This is a genomic window from Herbidospora solisilvae, assembly GCF_009901565.1.
Classification (GTDB): Bacteria; Actinomycetota; Actinomycetes; order Streptosporangiales; family Streptosporangiaceae; genus Herbidospora; species Herbidospora solisilvae.
Window position 1 is genome coordinate 462919 of the sequence record NZ_WXEW01000001.1, and the last position, 21218, is coordinate 484136.

Annotated in this window: 20 protein-coding genes; 6 read left to right on the forward strand and 14 right to left on the reverse strand. The window is 73.2% G+C overall.

What is annotated here, in order from left to right; all coding sequences use genetic code 11:
- Positions 1-11: 11 nt before the first annotated feature.
- From GT755_RS02140 to GT755_RS02160, 5 genes are read right to left on the reverse strand one after another with little or no spacing between them, the layout of a single operon-like run.
- Positions 12-491 carry a (2Fe-2S)-binding protein gene (locus GT755_RS02140; protein ID WP_161477980.1) on the reverse strand — a complete coding sequence of 160 codons (480 nt, stop codon included), beginning with the start codon at positions 489-491 and terminating at the stop codon, positions 12-14.
- Positions 488-1342 (reverse strand): FAD binding domain-containing protein, encoded by an 855-nt coding sequence (locus GT755_RS02145; protein ID WP_161477981.1) that lies wholly within the window; start codon positions 1340-1342, stop codon positions 488-490. The genes GT755_RS02140 and GT755_RS02145 overlap by 4 nt, the downstream gene beginning before the upstream one ends.
- Positions 1339-3564 (reverse strand): xanthine dehydrogenase family protein molybdopterin-binding subunit, encoded by a 2226-nt coding sequence (locus GT755_RS02150; protein WP_202609532.1) that lies wholly within the window; start codon positions 3562-3564, stop codon positions 1339-1341. Before GT755_RS02150 ends, GT755_RS02145 begins: the two co-directional genes overlap by 4 nt.
- 55 nt (positions 3565-3619) lie before the next feature.
- The gene (gene pgm, locus GT755_RS02155) at positions 3620-5260 is read right to left on the reverse strand and encodes a phosphoglucomutase (alpha-D-glucose-1,6-bisphosphate-dependent) (protein ID WP_161477983.1); all 1641 of its coding nucleotides are present in this window, start codon (positions 5258-5260) and stop codon (positions 3620-3622) included.
- A 47-nt stretch (positions 5261-5307) separates the two neighbouring features.
- Positions 5308-6000 carry an HAD family hydrolase gene (locus GT755_RS02160; protein ID WP_161477984.1) on the reverse strand — a complete coding sequence of 231 codons (693 nt, stop codon included), beginning with the start codon at positions 5998-6000 and terminating at the stop codon, positions 5308-5310.
- Between the two features lie 101 nt (positions 6001-6101).
- Here GT755_RS02160 and GT755_RS02165 point away from each other — a divergent pair, with 101 nt between their 5' ends.
- The gene (locus GT755_RS02165) at positions 6102-7193 is read left to right on the forward strand and encodes an LLM class flavin-dependent oxidoreductase (protein ID WP_161477985.1); all 1092 of its coding nucleotides are present in this window, start codon (positions 6102-6104) and stop codon (positions 7191-7193) included.
- Between the two features lie 19 nt (positions 7194-7212).
- Positions 7213-7830 carry an FMN reductase gene (locus GT755_RS02170; RefSeq protein WP_161477986.1) on the forward strand — a complete coding sequence of 206 codons (618 nt, stop codon included), beginning with the start codon at positions 7213-7215 and terminating at the stop codon, positions 7828-7830.
- Here the strand turns inward: GT755_RS02170 and GT755_RS02175 are convergent.
- On the reverse strand, positions 7817-8326 hold the full coding sequence (locus tag GT755_RS02175; RefSeq protein ID WP_161477987.1) for a GNAT family N-acetyltransferase: 510 nt from the start codon (positions 8324-8326) through the stop codon (positions 7817-7819). The two genes, GT755_RS02170 and GT755_RS02175, sit on opposite strands and share 14 nt — an antisense overlap.
- A 64-nt stretch (positions 8327-8390) precedes the next feature.
- Here GT755_RS02175 and GT755_RS02180 point away from each other — a divergent pair, with 64 nt between their 5' ends.
- Both GT755_RS02180 and GT755_RS02185 read left to right on the forward strand, forming a co-directional pair.
- On the forward strand, positions 8391-9011 hold the full coding sequence (locus GT755_RS02180) for a dihydrofolate reductase family protein (RefSeq protein WP_161477988.1): 621 nt from the start codon (positions 8391-8393) through the stop codon (positions 9009-9011).
- Positions 9008-9568, forward strand: coding sequence for a DUF421 domain-containing protein (locus GT755_RS02185; protein WP_161477989.1), 561 nt, complete (start codon positions 9008-9010; stop codon positions 9566-9568). The genes GT755_RS02180 and GT755_RS02185 overlap by 4 nt, the downstream gene beginning before the upstream one ends.
- 6 nt (positions 9569-9574) lie before the next feature.
- Here GT755_RS02185 and GT755_RS02190 read toward each other — a convergent pair whose 3' ends face one another.
- On the reverse strand, positions 9575-10510 hold the full coding sequence (locus GT755_RS02190) for a DUF2332 domain-containing protein (protein ID WP_161477990.1): 936 nt from the start codon (positions 10508-10510) through the stop codon (positions 9575-9577).
- A gap of 44 nt (positions 10511-10554) precedes the next feature.
- On the opposite strand from GT755_RS02190, the gene GT755_RS02195 reads away from it, so the two are divergent.
- Together GT755_RS02195 and GT755_RS02200 are read left to right on the forward strand one after the other, a co-directional pair.
- Positions 10555-11259, forward strand: a complete 705-nt coding sequence (locus tag GT755_RS02195; RefSeq protein ID WP_202609533.1) for a hypothetical protein — start codon at positions 10555-10557, stop codon at positions 11257-11259.
- Between the two features lie 5 nt (positions 11260-11264).
- Positions 11265-11924, forward strand: a complete 660-nt coding sequence (locus GT755_RS02200) for an alpha/beta fold hydrolase (RefSeq protein WP_161477992.1) — start codon at positions 11265-11267, stop codon at positions 11922-11924.
- Here the strand turns inward: GT755_RS02200 and GT755_RS39130 are convergent.
- From GT755_RS39130 to GT755_RS02235, 7 genes are read right to left on the reverse strand one after another with little or no spacing between them, the layout of a single operon-like run.
- On the reverse strand, positions 11914-12480 hold the full coding sequence (locus tag GT755_RS39130; protein WP_161477993.1) for a CGNR zinc finger domain-containing protein: 567 nt from the start codon (positions 12478-12480) through the stop codon (positions 11914-11916). The two genes, GT755_RS02200 and GT755_RS39130, sit on opposite strands and share 11 nt — an antisense overlap.
- A complete protein-coding gene (locus GT755_RS02210) occupies positions 12481-13890 on the reverse strand; it encodes an MFS transporter (protein ID WP_161477994.1) in 1410 nt (469 codons plus the stop codon).
- A 16-nt stretch (positions 13891-13906) separates the two neighbouring features.
- A complete protein-coding gene (locus tag GT755_RS02215; protein WP_161477995.1) occupies positions 13907-15118 on the reverse strand; it encodes an aspartate kinase in 1212 nt (403 codons plus the stop codon).
- Positions 15119-15121: 3 nt separating this feature from the next.
- A complete protein-coding gene (locus GT755_RS02220; protein WP_161477996.1) occupies positions 15122-16006 on the reverse strand; it encodes an acyl-CoA dehydrogenase family protein in 885 nt (294 codons plus the stop codon).
- The gene (locus GT755_RS02225) at positions 16003-17139 is read right to left on the reverse strand and encodes an acyl-CoA dehydrogenase family protein (RefSeq protein WP_161477997.1); all 1137 of its coding nucleotides are present in this window, start codon (positions 17137-17139) and stop codon (positions 16003-16005) included. Before GT755_RS02225 ends, GT755_RS02220 begins: the two co-directional genes overlap by 4 nt.
- Entirely contained in the window at positions 17136-17921 is a 786-nt protein-coding gene (locus tag GT755_RS02230; protein ID WP_161477998.1) for an alpha/beta fold hydrolase, read from the reverse strand. Before GT755_RS02230 ends, GT755_RS02225 begins: the two co-directional genes overlap by 4 nt.
- Complete coding sequence (locus GT755_RS02235) at positions 17921-21211, reverse strand: non-ribosomal peptide synthetase (protein ID WP_161477999.1); 3291 nt, start codon at positions 21209-21211, stop codon at positions 17921-17923. The genes GT755_RS02230 and GT755_RS02235 overlap by 1 nt, the downstream gene beginning before the upstream one ends.
- Positions 21212-21218: the final 7 nt, after the last annotated feature.

Sequence of the window (21218 nt, forward strand, 5' to 3'; positions counted from 1 at the left end):
CGGTGCCGCCGCTAGGCTTCCTGGCCGTTCCGGTGGTCCCGGGCCGCGCGCATGATGGCGCGGCGGATGGGTTCGTAGCCCGTGCAGCGGCAGAGGTTGGAGCCGACCAGGGCGGCCACCTCCTCTTCGCCGAGCGCCGGATCCCGTTCCAGGGCTCCGGCCGCGAGCATCAGGAAACCCGGGGTGCAGAAGCCGCACTGGAGGCCGCGTTCGGCGGAGAAGGCGCGTTGCAGGGGGTGGGGTTCGCCGTCCGCGCCGGCCAGGCCCTCGACGGTGCGGATCGGGACGCCGTCGCACTGGACGGCCAGCAGCAGGCACGACCGCACCGCCTCGCCGTCGACCAGGACCGTGCACGCGCCGCAGACGCCCTGTTCGCAGCCCAGGTGGGTGCCGGTGAGGCCGCAGTCGTCGCGGAGGGCGTCGGCCAGCACCCGGCGGGGTTCGACGTCGAGCGGGTAGGCCTCGTCGTTCACGGTGAGGGTGATCTTCATACCGGGGCGGCCTCCCTCAGGGTTCGCGCGACCAGGACGGCGATGACGTGGCGGCGGTAGTCGACGTCGGCGTAGGGCTCGGGCACCGGGGCGGCGTCCTGCTCGGCGGCGGTCTCGCCCGCTCTGGCGAACACGGGCGAGGAGGGGCCGGAGCCGACGAGGGCCCGTTCGGCCGCGTGGGCCCTCAGGGGGCGGTCGGCGCAGTTGGCCAGGCCGATCCTCGCCTCGGTGATCACTCCGTCCCGGATCGTGAGGGCCGCGCCGACGGCCACCTGGGCGAAGGAGAAGCCGGTGCGGCGGTGCTCGGTGAAGGCGACGCCGGTGTCCGGGGCGAGCAGGGGGTAGCGGACGGCGGTGAGGAGTTCGTCCGGTTCCCTGGCGGTCCGGAAGGGGCCCAGGAAGTAGTCTCCGGCCGGTACCTCGCGCGTGCCCCGGGTGCTGCGCAGTTCGACGACCGCGTCCAGGGCGACCGCCAGGGCGCACCACTCCGAGGCCGGGTGGGCCCACGCGAGGCTGCCGACCATGGTGCCCCGGGCCCGGATCGGCGGGTGGGCGATGTTGGCCACGGCCCGCCCGAACAGGTCGCCGAGCGGGCCGGGGACCGCGCCGGGCGATTCGAAGGTCTTGTGGCGGACCAGCGCGCCGACCGTCAGGGTGCCGTCGGCGACGGTCAGCGCGTCCAGGCCCGGGATGTGGTTGATGTCGGCGACCAGGTTCGGGTGGACCCGCTGGAGGTGCATCTCCAGGAGGAGGCTCTGCCCGCCGGCGAGCACCTGGGCCCCGGCGGCGAGCGCGTCGACGGCCTCGCCGACCGTGCCGGGCGCGAGGTAGTCGAACGCGGTGGGCTTCATGCCGCCGCCCGCCAGACCACGTCGGGGGTGAGCGGCATCTGGAGCCGGTCGGGGTGGTCGAGCCGCAGGGCGTCGGCCACGGCGTTGACGATCGCGGGCGGGGTGCCGATGCAGCCCGACTCCCCCGCGCCCTTCGCGCCCAGCGGGGTGCGCGGGGTCGGGGTGCGGGTCTCCCCCAGTTCGATGGGCGGGATCTCGGCGTACGTCGGCAGCAGGTAGTCGAGCAGCCCGTTGCCCAGCACCGGGACGCCGTCGTCGCCGAACGGCACGCCCTCGTAGAGCGCCTGGCCGAGACCCTGGACGACGGAGCCGAACGCCTGTCCCCGGACCACGGCGGGGTCGAGGGCGCGGCCGCAGTCGTCCACGGCTACCAGCCGCAGCACGCGGACGGTGCCGAGGTCGGGGTCGACCTCCACCACGGCCGCGTGGGTGCCGAACGGGAAGGCCATGTCCGCCTCGTAGCGTTCGTCGATCCGCAGCGGGCCGGTGCGTTTGACCAGTTCCGACAGGCCCATGGCGGCGGTGCCCCGGACGGGGTGGACGGCCCCGTCGGACCAGGCGGTCTCCTCCACCGGCAGGTCCCACATGCGCGCGGCCCGTTCCCTGGCCTCCTCGATGAGGAGGGTGGCGGCGTGCTGGAGGCCCGCGCCGTCGATCTGGGCCGACCGGCTGCCGAAGGAGCCGACGCCACCGGGCAGTTCGTCGGTGTCGCCCTCGACCAGGCGGACCCGGGCCGGATCGACGCCGAGCGTCTCGGCGACGAGCGCGGGGAAGACGGTCGCGTGACTCTGGCCGCTGGAGGAGGCGCCGCAGCGGGCGACGACACCGCCGTCCTCGCCCGCCTCGACGCCGACGTAATCGTGGAGGGAGCCGCGTTCGCCGCCGGACCGCTCGACGTAACAGGACAGGCCGACGCCCACGGGCAGGGCGCCCGGGTCGGCGCGGCGGCGGGCCTGCTCGGCGCGCCAGCCGTCGTAGTCGAGGGTGCGCAGGGCCAGGTCGAGGGCGGCGAGGTGGTCGCCGCTGTCGTAGACGCGGCCGGTGGGAGTGCGGTAGGGGAACTGCTCGGGCGGGATGAGGTTGCGGCGGCGCAGCTCGGCCGGGTCGAGGTCCAGCCGCCTGGCCAGCACGTCCATGGTGCGTTCGAGGGGGCTGGTGGCCTCGGGCCGGCCGGCGCCCCGGTAGGGGTAGGTCATCATGGTGTTGGTCAGCACCGAGCGGACCGTGGCGTGCACCTGCGGTGTGGTGTACGGACCGGTCGCCATCCACGCGGTCTGCATCGGGAAGGCGACGCCGAGGTGGGGGTAGGCGCCCACGTCGGCCTCGACGGTCAGCTCGTAGGCGACCAGCCGCCCGTCGGCGTCGGCGGCCAGCCGCACGTGCTGGTCCTGTCCCCGGCCCCGGGTCGCGACGAGCAGGGACTCCCGCCGGTCCTCGATCCAGCGGACCGGACGGCCGAGCCGCTCGGCGAGCCAGGCGACGACGATGAATTCGGGGAACACGGCGCTCTTCGAGCCGAATGCCCCTCCGGTGTCGGGCACGACGACCCGGATGCTCTTCTCCGGCCGGCCGAGCAGCCGGGCCAGATCGCTCCGCAGCCGGTGGGGGGCCTGGTGACCCGACCAGACGGTCAGCCGGTCGCCCTCGGGCACGCACAGGATGGTCCGGCACTCCATGGGCGAGGGCATCAGCAGCTGCTGCCGATAATCGCTCTCGACCACGACGGCGGCCCGTTCCCACACCTCGTCGTCGATCGGCTGCCCGGCCTCGCCGTGCAGGGCGACGTTGCTGAGCCCGTCGAACAACCGGACCTCGTCGCCGGCCGCCTCCTCCGCCGTCACCACGGCGGGCAGCGGGTCGATCCGCACCAGGACCCGCCCGGCGCCGTCCTCGGCCCGGTAGCGGTCGTCGCCGAGGACGACCGCCAGCGCCTCGCCGGGGTAACGCACCCGGTTCTTCACGAGCGAGGGCCACTCGCGGGTGGCCTCCCCCTGGCGGGTGTCCGGCATCGGCGGCAGGCCGGGCAGGTCGGCGGCCGACCAGGCCCCGGCCACCCCCGGCGTCTCACGGGCGGCCGAGCAGTCGGCCTCCCGCAGCACGCCGTGCGCGACCTCGCTCCGGACGAAGACGGCGTCGAGGCATCCGGGCACCCGCAGGTCGGCGACGAAGCGGCCCGCACCGGTGAGCAGCCGCTCGTCCTCGCGTCTCAGCCAACGATCCACCATTCGGACACTAGCTGGCCGAAATATCCAGGAAGAGTGGCCTTTAGGGGGATTTTCAGGCGGTGAGTGCGGCCGAGACCACACTCTTTGCCTCCTGCTGAACCTGGGCCAGGTGCTCCGGTCCGAGGAACGACTCGGCGTAGATCTTGTAGACGTCCTCGGTGCCCGACGGCCGGGCCGCGAACCACGCGCTGGCGGTCTCGATCTTCAGGCCGCCCAGCGCCGCGCCGTTGCCGGGGGCGTGGGTGAGCACGTTGGTGATCGGCTCGCCCGCCAGGCTGCCGGCCGTCACCTGCCCGGGCGAGAGCCTGGCCAGGATCGCCTTCTCCTCCCGCGAGGCGGGGGCGTCGACCCGGGCGTAGGCGGGGTCGCCGAAGCGGTCGGTCAGGTCGCGGTAGTGGGCGCTGGGGGACTTGCCCGTGACGGCGGTGATCTCGGAGGCGAGCAGCGCCAGGATGATGCCGTCCTTGTCGGTCGTCCAGACCCGGCCGTCGCGGCGCAGGAAGGACGCGCCCGCGCTCTCCTCGCCGCCGAAGCCGAGCGAGCCGTCGAGCAGGCCGGGGACGAACCACTTGAAGCCCACCGGGACCTCGACCAGGCGGCGGCCCAGCCCGGCCACCACACGGTCGATCATGCTGCTGCTGACCAGGGTCTTGCCGACGCCCGCGTCGGCCCGCCAGCCGTCGCGGTGGGCGTACAGGTAGGAGATGGCGACGGCCAGGTAGTGGTTGGGGTTCAGCAGGCCGCCGTCGGGGGTGACGACGCCGTGGCGGTCGCTGTCGGCGTCGTTGCCCGTGGCGATGTCGTAGCCGTCCTTGGACGCGATCAGCGAGGCCATGGCGTACGGCGAGGAGCAGTCCATGCGGATCTTGCCGTCCCAGTCGAGCGTCATGAAGCGCCACGTCGGGTCGGTCAGCGGGTTGACGACCGTCAGGTCGAGGTGGTGGCGGTCGGCGATCTCGCCCCAGTAGGCGACGCTCGCGCCGCCCAGCGGGTCGGCCCCGATCCGGACGCCCGCGGCCCTGATCGCGTCGAGGTCGACCACCGAGGGCAGGTCGGCGACGTAGGAGCCCATGAAGTCGTAGCGCCCGGTGGTGTCGGCCTTCAGGGCGCGCTCGAACGGGATGCGGCGGACCTCCTTCAGCCCGCCGGCGATCAGCTCGTTGGCGCGGTTCTGGATCCAGCCGGTCGCGTCGGTGTCGGCGGGGCCGCCGTTGGGCGGGTTGTACTTGAAGCCGCCGTCCTGCGGGGGGTTGTGCGACGGGGTGACGACGATGCCGTCGGCCAGGCCCGAGGTCTTGCCCCGGTTGTGGGCCAGGATGGCGTGCGAGATCGACGGGGTGGGGGTGAAGCCGTCGTGCACGTCGATGAGCACCCGCACCTCGTTGGCCGCCAGCACCTCCAGCGCCGACACCCGCGCGGGCTCCGAGAGCGCGTGGGTGTCGATGCCGAGGAACAGCGGGCCGTCGACGCCCTGCGCGCGGCGGTATTCGCAGATGGCCTGGGTGGTGGCCAGGATGTGGTCCTCGTTGAAGGCTGTGTTCAGCGACGAACCCCGGTGGCCCGAGGTGCCGAAGGCGACCCGCTGAGCGGGCTGCTCCACGTCGGGGCGCAGCGCGTAGTAGCTGGTCAGAAGGCGGGGGACGTCGACCAGGTCGGTCGGCAGCGCGGGCTGCCCAGCTCGCTGATGCACCATAGGCCTAAGTTTGCCGCACTATGCCCCACTAACAGATCACCAGGGGCTCAGAAATGGTCCACGAGTTCGGTGAACCGTCCCAGGGTCAGCACGCCGTCGTCGAGCGGGTCGAGCTCGGCGTGCTCCAGCACCCAGGTGTGCTCGTGGGGGATGAACACGGCGCCCATCCCGGCCTGGCGGGCCGGCCGGATGTCCGACTTCGGGGAGTTGCCGATCATCCAGGTGCGGTCGACGGCGAAGCCCGAGTCGGCCGCCAGCCGCCGGTAGACCTCGGCGTCCTTCTCCCGCACGATGTGGGTCTTGCGGAACCACGCCGCCAGCCCCGAGGCGTCGATCTTGCGCTGCTGCTCCTCGGGGTCGCCCTTGGTCAGCAGGAACAACTCGTGCCGCGAGGCCAGCTCGGCCAGGGTGTCGTCGACGCCGGGGATCAGGTCGACCTCGCCCCGGACCAGCCGGCCCGCCAGAGCGTCGATGCGCTCCCGTTCCGCGAGGGAGGCGGGCCGCTCCTGGAGCCGTTCGAAGGTCTCGTGCAGGTTGCGCAGGAAGACCCGGCTGCCGTAGCCGTGGGTGACGGCGTTGGCCCGCTCGATGTCGTTCAGGATCTGCCGGATCTGGACCCGGTCGAGCGTCGGATGGGCCGCCCAGTCGAGGAAGTCGTCGATCACCCGCTCGAAGAAGACGTTGTTCTCCCACAAGGTGTCATCCGCGTCGAAAATCAAGGTCTGTCCGGTACGTCGCATTGGCACAGCCTCCCATGACAGAGATACTTGCGGCGCGGAATAAGTTGGTGCCGGACCACGCTACAGCGGCCATAACACGAGACCGAGGAGGATGAGCAGAGATGCAGTTCGGGATCTTCACCGTAGGTGACGTCACCACGGACCCGACGAACGGCACCACCCCCACCGAGGCCGAGCGCATCAAGGCCATGGTGACGATCGCGCTCAAGGCCGAGGAGGTCGGGCTCGACGTCTTCGCCATGGGCGAGCACCACAACCCGCCGTTCGTGCCCTCGTCGCCGACCACGATGCTCGGGTACGTCGCCGCCAAGACCGACCGGCTCATCCTCTCGACGTCCACCACGCTGATCACCACCAACGACCCGGTGAAGATCGCCGAGGACTACGCGATGCTGCAGCACCTGGCCGACGGCCGGGTCGACCTGATGATGGGCCGCGGCAACACCGGCCCGGTCTACCCGTGGTTCGGGCAGGACATCCGCAACGGCATCGCCCTGGCCATCGAGAACTACGCGCTGGTGCACCGCCTGTGGCGCGAGGACGTCGTCGACTGGGAGGGCAACTTCCGCACCCCGCTCCAGGGCTTCACCTCGACGCCCCGGCCGCTCGACGGCGTGCCGCCGTTCGTGTGGCACGGCTCGATCCGCAGCCCCGAGATCGCCGAACAGGCCGCCTACTACGGCGACGGCTTCTTCGCCAACAACATCTTCTGGCCGAAGGAGCACTTCGCCCGGCTGATCGAGCTCTACCGCACGCGGTTCGCCTACTACGGGCACGGCACCCCCGACCAGGCGATCGTCGGCCTCGGCGGCCAGGTGTTCATGCGGAAGAACTCCCAGGACGCGGTCCGCGAGTTCCGCCCCTACTTCGACAAGGCCCCCGTCTACGGCAACGGCCCGTCGCTGGAGGACTTCACCGAGCAGACGCCGCTGACCGTCGGCAGCCCGCAGCAGGTCATCGACCGCACGCTGACCTTCCGCGAGTCCTTCGGCGACTACCAGCGCCAGCTGTTCCTGATGGACCACGCCGGGCTGCCGCTGAAGACGGTGCTGGAGCAGCTCGACATCCTCGGCGAGGAGGTCGTGCCGGTGCTGCGCAAGGAGTTCGCCGCCCGCCGCAAGCCGGGCGTCGCCGAGGCCCCCACCCACGCCGCGCGCGTCGCCGCCCGCGACGCGGCCCTCGTCGCCGGTTGATCCCCGGTTAGGAGACCCCATGACCGTCATCGCCGTCGTCTCGGCCGGGCTGAGCCAGCCCTCGTCCACCAGGCTGCTGGCCGACCGCCTGGCCGAGGCCGCCGGCCGCCACCTCGCCGGCCCTGCGGAGAACACCGAGATCCGCGTCGTCGAACTGCGCGGCCTGGCCGTCGACATCGCCAACAACCTCGTGACCGGATTCCCCTCCCCCGCGCTGAAGGAGGCGCTGGAGACGGTGGAGCGGGCCGACGGCCTGATCGCGGTCACGCCGATCTTCACGGCGTCCTACAGCGGGCTGTTCAAGTCGTTCTTCGACGTGCTCGACAACACCGCGCTCCAGGGCACCCCGGTGCTGATCGCCGCGACCGGGGGGACCGCCCGCCACTCGCTGGCCCTGGAGCACGCGCTGCGGCCGATGTTCACCTACCTGCGCGCGGTCGTCGTGCCGACGGCCGTCTACGCCGCCTCGGAGGACTGGGGCGCCACGTCGGGCGACGGGCTGGCCTCCCGGGTCGACCGGGCGGCGGGCGAGCTGGCCGCCCTGCTCTCCCGCACCCCGCCCAAACGGCCCGCCGAGGAGCCGCTCATCCCGTTCGAGCAGCAGCTGGCCGCGCTGCGGCCGTTCACAACCGGCTGAACGGCTCGGCGTAGGTGAACGGGCCCTTCTCTCCCTTGTACGCCGACAGCGGCCGGGCCTGGAAATACCGGCCCCACTGCGGGTCGGGAGAGACGATCCCCAGGTCGGAGGCGGCGCGGAAGCCGTACCGCGCGTAGTAGTCGGGGCTGCCCAGCAGCACCACGACGGGCTCCCCGAGCGCGTCGGCGGCCCCGAGGACCGCGTGCATCAGCGCCAGCCCGACGCCCTGGCGCTGCCGCTCCGGCGCGACCGCGAGGGGGCCGAGGCCGAGCGCGGGAGTCCCGCCGAGGTCGGCGCGGGTGCAGACCACGTGACCGGCCACCGCGCCGTCGATCTCGGCGACCATCGACAGGGCCGGGATCCAGCCCGCGTCGGCACGCAGCCAGTCGACCAGCGGGGACTCGACCGGGTCGGAATCGTCGGGTTTGGCGAAGGCCCGCCTGACGACCTCGCGGATCGCGGCCACGTCGTCCGGGGCCTCACGTCGGATCAGCATCAGGTCAGTGTGGGCACGCGAGCCGACCCCGGCAACCCGTTTATCCTCGGCTACGCTCGGTGACATGCCGGCCGACACGCCCTATGTGGTCGCCCACCTGGGCGTCTCGCTCGACGGGAAGACCGACGGGTTCCCCCTCGACAGCGTCCGCTTCCACCAGCTCGTCGGCACCACCTGGCACGAGGACGTCACCCTCGCCGGATCCGACACCGTCCTGGCCCTGGAACCCGCCCTCGTCCACGGCCCCGGCCCGCGCGACCCCGGCCCGCTGCTGGCCGTGGTCGACGGCCGGGCCCGGGTCACCCGCTGGGAGGAGCTCCGCGACGCCGGCCACTGGTCGGAGGTGCTCGCCCTGCGCTGCCACGCGACCCCGCCCCATCCGCACGGCCGCCACGTCCCCGAACTCGTCGTCGGCGACGACCAGGTCGACCTGGCGGCGGCGCTGCGCGCGATCGGGCGGCGGCCGGGCGCCGAGGTGGTGCGGGTGGCGAGCGGCGGGCGGCTCGTCGGCCGGCTGCTGGCCGCGGGGCTGGTCGACGAGATCAGCCTGCTGGTCCACCCGGTCATGGGCGTGGGCTCCCGCGACTGGTGGGGCGATGCCCCGCCGCCGCAGCGCTCGCTCCAGGTCATCGACAGCGACACGTTCGGCGGGGGCCTGGTCTGGCTGCGCTACCGTGTCGCATGAGCGACATCCTGACCCTCGGGGTGCCGGTCTGGGACAAGGTGGTCCGGACCGTCGCCGTCTACCTGTGCGTGGTGGTCCTGCTCCGGCTGGTCGGGAAGCGGGACCTGGCCCAGCTCAACACGTTCGACCTGGTGGTCATGCTGCTGCTGTCGAACGTCGTGCAGAACGCCGTCATCGGCCCCGACAACTCGCTGCTCGGCGGGATCATCGGCGCGGTGGTGCTGGTGACGGGGAACGCGATGCTGACCCGCGCGGCGGCCCAGTGGGGCTGGCTGGCCCGGCTGTTCGAGAGCAGGCCGACGGTCCTGGCCCACGACGGCCGCTACGACGACCGCAACCTGAGACGTCTCGGCCTGCGGCACGCCGACCTCGACGTGGCGATCAAACGCCAGGGCGGCACCCGGGTCGAGGACGTCGCCGAGGCGACCCTCGAACCCGGCGGGACCGTGGTGGTCCGGCTCCGGCCCGAGGAGGAGAACGCGACCTTGGCCGACATCGCCCGGCTGGACGAACGCCTGGCCCGCATCGAGGCCCTGCTCACCGAACGCCGCGTCTGACGCGCCTCAGATCCACCTCAGCCAGGAGCCGTGCGGGTCGGTGACCGCCTTCGGGACGCCGTCGAGGGCGGTCACGAAGGCCAGCCGGTCGTGCGGGACCACGCCGTCGGGGATCGCCAGCCGGGGCAGGCGCACGGCGCCCTCGTTGGAGATCCACCGCACGCCGAGACCGGTGACCACGTCGACGAACCGGTCGCGCGCCTCGGGGGTCAGGTAGGGCAACATCGCCGAGTGGAAGACGACCACGGTGCCGTGCGCCCTGGCCTCCTCGACCAGGCCGGGCAGCGCCTCGGCGGCGTCGCCGCGCACCAGCCGGGGCGGGCTTGCGGCGGCCAGGGCCAGGGCGGCGCGCAGGCGGTCGCGGCGGGCGTGCTCGCCGGGCCAGACGAGGCATTCGAGCCAGCGGCGCTCCTCGGGGTCGGTGACGTCGACCGGGGCCAGGTCGACGCCCGCCCGCCAGGCGACGCCGGGGACCGCGCCGGGAAGGGGCGGGTCGCCCTCGGTGGCGCAGGTCAGGGTCACGGGGCCGGTTCCGAAGGGCTCGCGGTCGTCGTAGGCGTACCGGTAGCGGTCGAGCTGGAGGCAGAGACCGGCCGAGGCGCCGACCTCGATGAGGGCCAGCGGCCCGGGAATCCGGGCGAGCACGGGTAAGAGGCTGGCGCAGCGACCGGCCTCGTTGGTCTGGGTGCGGCGGGCGAGCACGGTCCGCTCGACGCGCGGCCAGTGGTCCCTGGCCCACGCGCGGAAGCCGCCCTCTTCGGTCTCCGGGCCCCCTTCGTACCGGACCGCCGCCAGCACCAGGTTCGGCTGGCGTTTCCCCGGCGGGAGCGTGTCGATGAGGGCGATCAGGTCGCGGTCGGCGGCGATCGCGGCGGCGAGCTCCCGGTACGCGCCCCGGGCCTCGCGCATGCCGAAGATTCGGTAGACGTCGGCGGTGTCCATACCCGCATCCTCTCCGTGCGGCCGGGGTGCGGTTCACTGGGGGTGTGGGAGAGCAGATCGTCATCGGCGCCCGGTTCAACGGGCCGCCCGCCTCGGCCAACGGCGGTTACGCCGCCGGGCTGGCCGCCGCGTTCGTCGACGGCCCGGCACGGGTGTCGCTGCGCCGGCCGCCGCCGCTGGAGACCCCGCTCGACGTGGTGCGCGACGGCGCGGGAGTCCGCGTCCTGCACGACGGCGTGCTGGTCGCCGAGGCGGGGCCGTCGGACGCGGAGTTCCCCGACCCGCCGGTCCGCCCCGACCTCGCGGCGGCGGCCGAGGCCAGGGAGCGGCATCCGTGGATCGGCGTGCGGAACATGCTGACCGGCTGCTTCGTCTGCGGGCACGGCCGCGCCGACGGCCTGCGGGTCACCCCGGGGCGGCTTCCGGACGCCGACGTGTGCGCCGCGCCGTTCGAGCCCGACGCGACCGTCACGGAGAACGGGGTGGTGCGGCCGGAGATCCTCTGGGCGGCGCTCGACTGCGTCGGCTATCCGCCGTTCGCCCAGGGCACCGAGGTCATCGCCCTCCTGGGCACGCTGGAGGCCGAGATCGTCCGCGAGGTGGCGGCCGGGGAGCGCCTGGTGGCGGTGGGCTGGCCGCTGGGGTCGTCCGGGCGCAAGTCGTTCAGCGCGTCGGCTCTGCTGTCGGCGGACGAGGTCGTCGCGCGGGCCCGCGCCACCTGGATCACGGTGCCCGACGCCGTAGGGTGACGCCCATGGATGCCCTACCTCTGGCCTGGAAAGAAGGCGGGCCGCCGGGAGACGTCCCGGTCGTCCTGATCCACGGGCTGACCGGTACCTCCGGCACGTGGGACCGGATCGCCCCGTTCCTCGGGCGGCACTGGCTCGCCCCCGACATGCGCGGCCACGGCGCCAGCCCGCGCCACGCCGACTACAGCCTCGACCTGATGGCCGCCGACACCCTGGCGTTCCTCGACGCGCGGGGCCTCACGAAGATCGACCTGGTCGGCCACTCGATGGGCGGGCGGGTCGCCCTGCTGGTGGCGCGGGAGCGCCCCGGGCTGGTCCGGCGGCTGGTGCTGGAGGACTCGTTCCCGGCGCCCCACGAGCCGCAGGTCGTCGAGCCCACCGTCGTGACCGGCGACGAGATCGACCACGACCCGGCCGTCGTCGACGTGATCAGGGCGGGGGTGCGCGAGGTCGACCCGGCGTGGTGGGCGCGGCTGGGCGAGCTGACCATGCCGGTGCTGGTCGTCGGGGGCGCGTACAGCGAGCTGGTGCCGCAGGAGGCGCTGGCCGAGTTCACCGCGGCGCTGCCCGACGGGCGGCGGGTGGTGCTCGACGCGGGGCACAGCGTGCACGCCGAGGAGCCCGACGGGTTCGTGAAGGAGGTCGCGGCCTTCCTCAACCGGTGAGGCCGCGGCGGTGGCGGCGGGCCTTCTCGCGGTTGCCGCAGACGCTCATGCTGCACCAGCGGCGGCGGCCGCCGCGGGAGGAGTCGAGGAACAACCAGCCGCACCGGCCGCAGGCCCTGATCCGGCCGGGCGGCAGGGTGAACACCGCCTCGACGGCCGAGAGGGCGAGCGCGGCGGGGATCGCCCCGGGCGCCGCCCAGCCGGCGTCGGCCCGCCCGGCCCGCAGGCCCTTCCCGGCCCGTTCCAGCAGCGCGCCGAAGGGCGCGGGGGGCACGGCCGCGCCCCGCGCGATCGCGTCGAACACCTCCCACGCCTGCTCGCGGACGGCCCGCGTCTCGGTGACGAGACCACTCGCGGGCGGCTCGGGCGCCTCGTCGAACAACCCGGCCGAGAGGCACCAGCTCAGCACGTCGGAGGGGGATCTGAGCAGTTCGACGTCCTCTCCGGCCGGGAGCGTCCGGTCGAAGACGGTGTTGGTGAGGTCGAGCACCAGGTGGCCGCCGACGAAATGGGCGTCCTCCCAGGGCGGCCTGACGCGCGAGGTCAGAGTAACCATTTAAGCCACTATATCTGGTTCCCCCTTGAGCCGTCGCCGGAGCAGGACCGTCACGACGGCCGCCACCGCCGCGAACGCCACCGAGCACCAGAGTGCCCAGCGCCAGCCTGCCACCTCGCCCCCGGTGGCGAAGTGGGCGGCCACCGAGGTCACGACGCCGACCCCGACGGCCAGCCCGAGCTGCTGCGAGACGTTGATCAGGGCCCCGGCCGTGGCCCGGCGCCCCTCCTCCGCGCCGTTCGTGCCGGCGATGCTCGTCGTGATCAGGGCCAGGATATGGCCGAAGGCGTTCACCGAGGTGCCGACCAGCACGAGCGCGAGCCCGCCGTCGTCCGGCAGGCCCACCATGACCAGGATGCCGATCGTCTCGACGACGATCCCGGCCAGCAGCACGCGGTACAGCCCGAACCGCTCGACGAGCCGGCCCGCGTAGATCCCGGTGACGACCGCGACCGCCCCCGAGACGGCGAACGCCAGGCCGGTCGCGAGCGCGCCCAGGCCGAGGTGGGTCTGCAGGTAGAGCGTGAGGATGAAGAGCATGCCGCCGTACGAGCAGATCAGCAGGACGGTGATCAGGTTGGCCGGGCCGATGGCGGCGGTGCGGAAGATCGAGATCGGCACGAGCGCCTCGCGCCGGCGCGACTCCACCCACACGAACAGGGCCACGGCCGGGACCGCGACGGCGGCCGACAGCAGGATCGGGGCCGACGTCCAGCCGTACCTCTCCCCCTCGGTCAGGGCGAACACGAAGGCGACCATGCCCGCGGCCGCCAGGACGACCCCCGCCAGGTCGAGGTGGCGGGAGGCGTGCGTGTCGCGGCTCTCGCCCACATGGATCCTGGCCAGGACGCCGAAGAGCACCACGAGCGGCACGTTGATCAGGAAGACCGACCGCCATCCGGCGTACTCGGTGAGGATCCCGCCGAGCACCATGCCGGAGACGAAGCCGGCCGACAGCGCCGCCCCGTAGACGCCCAGCGCGCGTTCGCGATGCGGCCCCTCCGGGACGGTCGACTGGAGCAGCCCCAGGCCCGCCGGGGCGATGAACGCCGCGGCCACCCCCTGCAGGGCGCGGCCCGCGATGAGCGCGGCCGGCGACCAGGCCAGGCCCGCGAGGAGCGAGGCCAGGCCGAAGGCGGCCAGGCCCCAGACGAACACCCGCCTGCGGCCGTAGAGGTCGGCGACCCTGCCCCCGAGGAGGAGGAAGCCGCAGAAGGTGAGCGGGTAGGCCGACAGCACCCACGCGACGCCGCCGCCCGGACCGAAGTCCATGCCCTCGCGGATGCTCGGGGCGGCCACGTTGATGATCGAGTAGTCGACCGCGATCAGGAACTGGGTGCCGCAGATGACGGCGAGCGGCCAGAACCGCCCGGATCGGGTCGTGCCGGTCTCGTGCGTCGCCAGGTTCATGCCCATGCCTTTCGGTTCAGCCGGGGGTCAGAAACAGGCCGTGCAGTCGTGTCACCGCCGTGAGGACGTCGGGCTCCGCGCAGGTGACGGAGATGCGCCGGGGGCGGACCGTCAGGTCCCGCACCCTGACGCCGCAGGATCGGAGCGTGTCGGGGAGCAGGCGCACCTGCGGGTGGTGCGGGCGGAAGCCCCGGCCGACCAGCGACACCATCCCCATGGGGGGCGACCAGTGGCAGCCGGCGCAGGCGCCGCCCGCGCGCAGGCCGGCGAGCAGTTCCTCCACCTGGTCGCGGTCGGCGGCGTCCACCGTGAACCGCAGGGAGTAGCCGGTCCCGGCGGCGAGGTGGTCGAGCACGTCGACGGGCGCCGGGAGCTCGGCCAGGGCGGCGGCGATGGTGGTCAGCGCGGCCGGGTCGACCCGGTCGACCCGGCAGCGGAGCCGGCCGGTCCGGTGGGCGACGCCGACGGCGGCGAACCGCCCGTCGTCCGGCGGGTCGTCCGGCGGGTCCGAGGTCACCCAGGTCCCCGTGCCGTCGGTCGTGCTCGACCGCACGTGGACGGGCACGCGGTGGGCGCCGGCGAGTTCGACGCTGGAGTGGGCGAGCACGCCGGCTCCCCCGGCGGCCAGTTCGGCCATGTCCTCATAGGAGAGGCGGTCGAGCTTGCGGGCGTCGGCGACGTGCCGGGGGTCGGCGGTGAAGACGCCCTCGACGTCGGTGAAGATCTCGCACGCCTCGGCCCGCAGCGCCGCCGCCAGGGCGACGGCGGTGGTGTCGGAGCCGCCCCGGCTGAGCGTGGTCAGCTCGCCGCTCCCGGCCGCGATGCCCTGGAACCCGGTCACCACGGGCACGTAGCCGGTCTCGACGCACTCGCGGATCAGTCCCGGCCGGACGGTCACGATGTTCGCGCAGCCGTGGACGCCGTCGGTGACGATGCCGCCGTCGCGGGCGTTGAACGAGCGGGCCGGCACGCCCAGCTCGTGCAGCGCCATGGCGAGCGCGGCGGCGGAGGCCTGCTCGCCGGTGCTGAGCAGCAGGTCCAGTTCCCGGGCGTGCGGGTTGTCGGTGAGCTCGCGGGCCAGGCCCAGCATGGCGTCGGTGGTGCCGCCCATCGCGGAGACGACGGCCACCACCGGTCCGGGCGCGGCGGCGATGCGCTTCGCCACGTGGCCGATCTTGTCCACGTCACCCAGTGATGTGCCGCCGTACTTCTGGATCACCAGGTCCATCGGTCACCCCCGCGGCTGCGGGAGCCGGACCGACTCCGCCGCCGCCCTCCGGTAGTAGAGCTGCGCGTCGTCGTCGGACCGCATGCCCGCCGCACCGTGGATCTGCATGGTCTGGACGGTGACCGTGCGGGCCAGGTCGGCGACCTCGGCCAGGGTTCCCGCCGCGTGCGCGGCGGCGTCGCGGTCGTGGACGAGCAGGCGGGCCGCGTCGACGCGCATCGACAGCTCGGCGAGCCGGAAGGACAACGCCTGGTTGGCGCCGATGGCGCGGCCGAACTGGCGGCGGGTCTTGGCGTAGCCGACGGCGTGGTCGAGCGCCGCCTGGGCCAGGCCCACGAGGTAGGCCGCCTGGCGCACCCGCGCCGGCTCCCAGTCGACGGGGCCCGCCCAGGTCGTCACGGGCGTGTCCGTGAAGTCGACCCGGTAGAGCTCGCCCCGCCCGGTCTCCTCGTGCCGCCGCGTCGTGATGGACGGATGGCCGGCCCGGACGAGCGCCGACCGGTCACCGCCGACGACGGCGAAGTGCTCGACCTCGTCCGCGAACCCGACGAAGTCGCATCGGGCGGTGATCGTCTCGTCCTGGCCGGAGTAGGACCCCGCCGCGAGCGCCACCGGGGCGTGGCCGAGATCGGCGTCGGGGAACAACTCGCGCGCGGTCAGGGTGTCGAGGAGCGGGCCCTGGTAGAGGACCGATCCGAGGAGCTCGGCCAGGCCGACTGCGTCGTCGTCGTCGAGGGCGCCGAGGCCGGTCAGGCCCTCCCACACCATCGCGCGGGTCTCGCGGCGGTCGTCGTCGGTGTCCCCGCCCTCGCCGCGCGGGCGGTCGGCCATCCGCCGGACCAGCGGGGCCAGGTCTCCTTCGAAGAACTCGGCGATCGTGGTGGTCATGACGGCAACCCCAGTTTCGATGTGGCGACGAAGTAGAGCATGATCTCCGAGGAGCCCTGGGCGAGCGTGAGCCCGGGCGCCTCCCGGAACGCGGCGTCGAAGACGCCGTCGGCGATCGCGTCGGGGTCGCGCGCGTCGAGCAGCGCCTGCGGTCCGAGCAGCTCGACCGCGGCCACCGACACCTCCTTGGCCGTCTCGGACGTGTACCACTTGGCGGTCGCCGAGTGGATCTCGTCGGGTTTCCCCTCGTGCAGGTTGGCGATGCACCGCCAGGCCAGCAGCCGTGCCGCGCGCACCCGGGTCTCCAGCCGCTCCAGGCGTTCCGCGCTCCCCGGCGGCGCGTGCTCGCGCAGCGCGGCCAGCGTGCGTTCGGCCTTGGCGGAGTGGTCGAGACCGGTGCGCTCGAACGGCAGCACCCGGTTCAGCACCTGCCAGCCGTCGTCGACCTCGCCGAGCACGTCCTCGCGGCCGATCCGGATCCCGTCGAGCGTGATCAGGTCGAAGCGCTCCTCCGACAGGTTCCACACCGGCTCGATCACGGTGCCCAGGGTGTGCAGCGGGACCAGGAACAGCGTGATCCCGGCGTAGTTGACCGGGCCGGTCGAGGTGCGGGCCGCGCACAGCGCGAAGTCGCTGTGCTGCGCCTTCATGTTGTAGATCTTCCGGCCCGTCAGGCGGTAGCCGTCGCCGTCGGGCTCGGCGCGGGTGGCCAGGGAGCCCAGGTCGGACCCGACGTCGGGCTCGCTGAACAGCACGTTGGCCGTGGTCTCGCCGCGGGCCAGGCCCGGCAGGTAGCGCTCCTTCTGCTCGTCGGTGCCCATCAGGTTGATGGCGTTGCCGACGATGTCGACGCCCAGGGAGTGCACGTTCTCGGGGATGCCGTGGCGGATCATCTCCTCGGTGACGATCGCCTTCTCGACGATCGTGGCCCCCGAGCCGCCGTACCGTTCCGGCCAGTTGATCGCGAGCCAGCCCAGCTTGCCCAGCCGCCGGTGGACGTCGAGCAGCCCGCTCTCCTCCCCGTACGGCGTCCGCCGCGACTGGGCGATCTCCGCGCGCACCACGTCCTCGCACAGCAGCGCGCAGACCTTCTCCCGGAAGCCCTCCTGTTCGGGCGTGAAGACCGGCGTCATCGCACACTCACCTCGCTGAACCTCTCGCGCATCACGGCGGCGAGCGCCTCGGCGCGCGCCGCCTGGAGCATGGTGTAGTGGTCACCCGCCACCACCTGGACGTCGTCGGCGTAGGGCCGCCACCGGTCGAGCTTGGCCGGTTCGCAGTCCTCGGCGCAGAGCAGGACCACCCGGCCCTCCACCCGCGTGGGGCGGAAGGCCAGGAGCCCGCGGACGTTCGCCGCGAACACGGGGAACCGCCGGGCCCGTTCGGCCTCGTCGAGTTCCGCGCCCATCGCGGCGAGGTCGGCGTCGAACCACGCGGCCAGCTCGTCGTCGCCGGGCCTCGACGGCTCGTCGGCGACGCCGGTGTCGAGCAGGAACGTCAGCGCGGCCCCGCCGTCGAGGCGGGCCATCTCCAGCGCCACCGCCCCGCCGACCGACCAGCCGCCCAGGTACAGCGGCCCGTAGGGCCGGACCGCGCGGACCTCGGCCAGGTAGACGGCCGCCAGTTCGGCCAAGTCCCGGTCGCCGGGCACGCCGTCGTGCAGGCCCGAGTCCTCCAGGGCGTACACCGGCCGGTCGCGGCCCAGGACCGCGGCCAGCGCGACGTAGGGCGCGACCGAGCCGCCGGCGGCGTGCACCAGGAACAGCGGCGGCTCCTCCAGGCCCATGCCGCCGAGCGGGACCAGCGGGGACTCCGGCCGCCGTTCGGGACGCGGCAGCCGGAGGGCCTCCTCCCGCCTGCGCCGCAGCTCGACCCGCAGCAGCGCCTGCCGTTTCTCCTCAAGGGTGGCGTCCATCAGCTCTGCTCTTTCAGCAGCCGGTCGAGTTCCTCCTCGGACAGGTCGGCGACCTGCGCCTCCAGCTTGGCCACCTCGTCGTCGCCGAGCAGCGCGCGCTGCGCGTCGTCGACCTGGGCGGAGAACTGGCTGAGCAGCGGGTAGCTGAACAGCCGCCGGGGGTCGAGCGTCACCTGGAAGGCGTCGCGCACCCGGGAGATCATCTGGGTCACCTGCAGGGAGTTGCCGCCCAGGACGAAGAAGTTGTCCTGCGCGCCGACGCTGCCGGGCTCCAGGCTCAGCAGGCCGGTCCAGATCTCGGCGATGCGGCGCTCGGTGTCGGTGGTCAGCTCGACCTTGCCCGCGCCGCCCTCGGGCCGGGGGTCGGGCAGCTTCCGGTGGTCGATCTTCCCGGCGGAGGTGAGCGGGAGCTGGTCGAGCGCGACGTAGTCGGTGGGCACCATGTGCATGGGCAGCCGCCCGGCCAGGTGCTCGCGCAGGGCGTCCGGCTCGAACTCGCCGACGACGTAGGCGGCCAGCCACGCCGAGGGGGTGCCCTGGTCGCGCACCGTCACGACGCACTGCCGCACGCCCTCGAAGCCCTCGATGGCGTGCTCGATCTCGCCGAGCTCCACGCGCAGGCCGCGCAGCTTCACCTGGCGGTCGGCCCGGCCCAGGAACTCCAGCTGGCCGTCGGCGTTCCAGCGGGCCAGGTCGCCGGTGGCGTACATGCGCTCGCCGGGCCGGTTGGCGAAGGGATCGGGCCGGAACCTCTCGGCGGTCTGGTCGGGCCGGCCGAGGTAGCCGACGGCCAGGCCCGCGCCCGCCATGTAGAGCTCGCCGGGCACACCGACCGGCACCGGCCGCAGGCCCTTGTCCAGGACGTAGGCGCGCTGGTTGTCCATCGCCCGCCCGATCGGCGGGGTGCCCTCGATCGGCTCCGGCGGGCACAGGTAGTCGACGCAGGTGACCGTGACCTCGGTCGGGCCGTAGCCGTTGTGGAACTCGCGGCCCGGCCGGCTCCACTTGTTGACCAGCTCGGGGCCGAAGGGCTCCATGCCGATGAAGCAGACCCGCAGGTCGTCGAGGTTCGACGGGTCGAGCAGCCCGAGCACGGCGGGCGGGATGTCCACCATCGTGACCCGTTCGCGGGCCAGCAGGTCCTGGAGCGAATCGGGGTCGAGCAGCTCGGCGCGCGGCGCGCCGACGATGGTGCCGCCGGCGGTCAGCGTCGAGAAGACGTCCGAGACGCTCACGTCGAAGGCGGGGTTGGAGAACTGCAGGATCCGGTCGTCGGACGTGACCTGGAACATGCGCTGGAAGGCGGTGCAGAAGTTGACCACCGCGCGGTGGGGCACCATGACGCCCTTGGGCGTGCCGGTCGAGCCCGAAGTGTAGATGACGTAGGCGGTGTCCTCGTGCGACACGGTCACCGACGGGGGCGTGCCGGGCCGGCCGTCGAGCGCGTCGGTGTCCAGCAGGACGCGGGCCACCTCGGAGGGCACCCGGTCGGCGAGGCCGGAGGTGGTCACGACCACCGGCACCTCGGCGTCGCCGAGCTGGTAGGCCAGCCGGTCGGGCGGGTACTGCGGGTCGAGCGGCAACCACGCGCCGCCCGCCTTGAGCACGCCGAGCTCGGCGGCCGGCAGGTCGAAGCCGCGCTCCACCAGCACCCCGACCACCGTCCCCGGCGTCACCTTGTGCTCCTCGACGAGCACCTGCGCCAGGCGGTTGGACCGCTCGTCGAGCTGCGCGTACGTCAGGTCCTCACCGGCGAAGCGCATGGCGACCGCGTCGGGGGCCTCGGCCACGCGCGCGGCGACCAGCTCGTGCAGCAGGCGCTCGTCTCGCTCGCGGGGCTCGGGGTTCCAGGCGGTGAGCACCCGCAGGTACTCCTCGTCGGACATGATGTCGAGCTCGTCGATCCGAGCGCCCGGCCGCGACAGCGCGTCGGCCATGACCGTGGTGAAGTGCTCGACGAGGCCCTCGACCCGTTCGTGGTCGAACAGCTCGGAGGAGTACTCGATCCACACGCCGAGCCCGCCGTCGGGCAGGTCGTTGATCTGGAACGTCAGGTCGAACCGGGTCGTCTCGGGCTGCGGGGTGAGCATCTCGACGTCCAGGCCCTGGAACTCCCAGCGCGCGATCATCGGCTCGGGCAGCAGCGTGAACAGGTGGGCGACCAGCGGGTTGCGTCCCGGCACCCGCTCGGGGCTGAGCTCCTCGATCATCCGGCCGAACGGCATGTCCTGGCGGGCCATCGCGTCGAGCACGGTGTCGTTGGTGACGTGCACCAGGTCGCGGAAGACCGGGTTGCCCGCGAGGTTCCCGCGGACCGCCACCGTGTTGGCGAAGAAGCCCATCATGGGTTCGGTCTCCGAGCGGGTCCGGCCGGAGAAGACGGAGCCGAGCGCGATGTCGTCCTGGCCCGTGTAGCGGTTGATCACGATCTGGTAGCCGGTCATCGTCAAGGCGAGCAGCGAGACGTTCTCGGACTGGGCCAGGTCGCGGATGCCGCGGGCGAGGTCGTCGGGCAGGCGGCCCTCGTAGATGCGGCCGGCCCCGGTCGGCGCCGAGGGCCGCTCCCGGTCGCCGCGCCACTCCAGCGGCTCCATCCCGTCGAGCGCCCTGCGCCAGGACTCGATCTGCTTGGCCGGTTCCTCGCTGAGCAGCCAGAGCCGCTGCCAGGCCGCGAAGTCGGCGGGGTGCAGGGTCAGCTCGGGGAACTGCGCGCCCGGGTCGGCGTAGCGGGTGCTCAGCTCCTCGGCGAACTGGCGCGACGACCATCCGTCGATGACGATGTGGTGCCAGACGATGGACAACACGTGGTCGTCGGGGCCCAGGCGCAGCAGGCCGAACCGGTATGGCGGATGGTTGCGCAGGTCGAACTCCTCGCGCACCTGGCCGTCGATCCAGTCCTGGATCCCGTCCTCGGCCCCGTCGGTGACCGGCAGTTCCCAGTTCTCGGGCGGCGGGTCGACGGTCTGGAACGGCACGCCGTGCTCGTCGCCGAACCGGGTGCGCAGGCTCTCGTGGCGGGTCACGATGCCGCGCAGCGCCCCGGAGAGGGCGTCCACGTCGAGCGGCCCGCGCAGCCGCATCGCGAAGGGGACGTTGTAGACGGGGGCGCCGGCCACCATCTGGTGCAGGAACCACAGGAAACGCTGCTGCTCGGCGATGGCCATCTTGCCGGTGCGGGGCACCGGGACGATCTTCTCGCGTTCGGCCTTCTCGGCCACGCGCTGGCGGACCTTCCGCTCCAGCAGGGCCCGCTTGATGTCGCCGACGTTGCGCTCTTCGGGGGTGGACATGATCTCC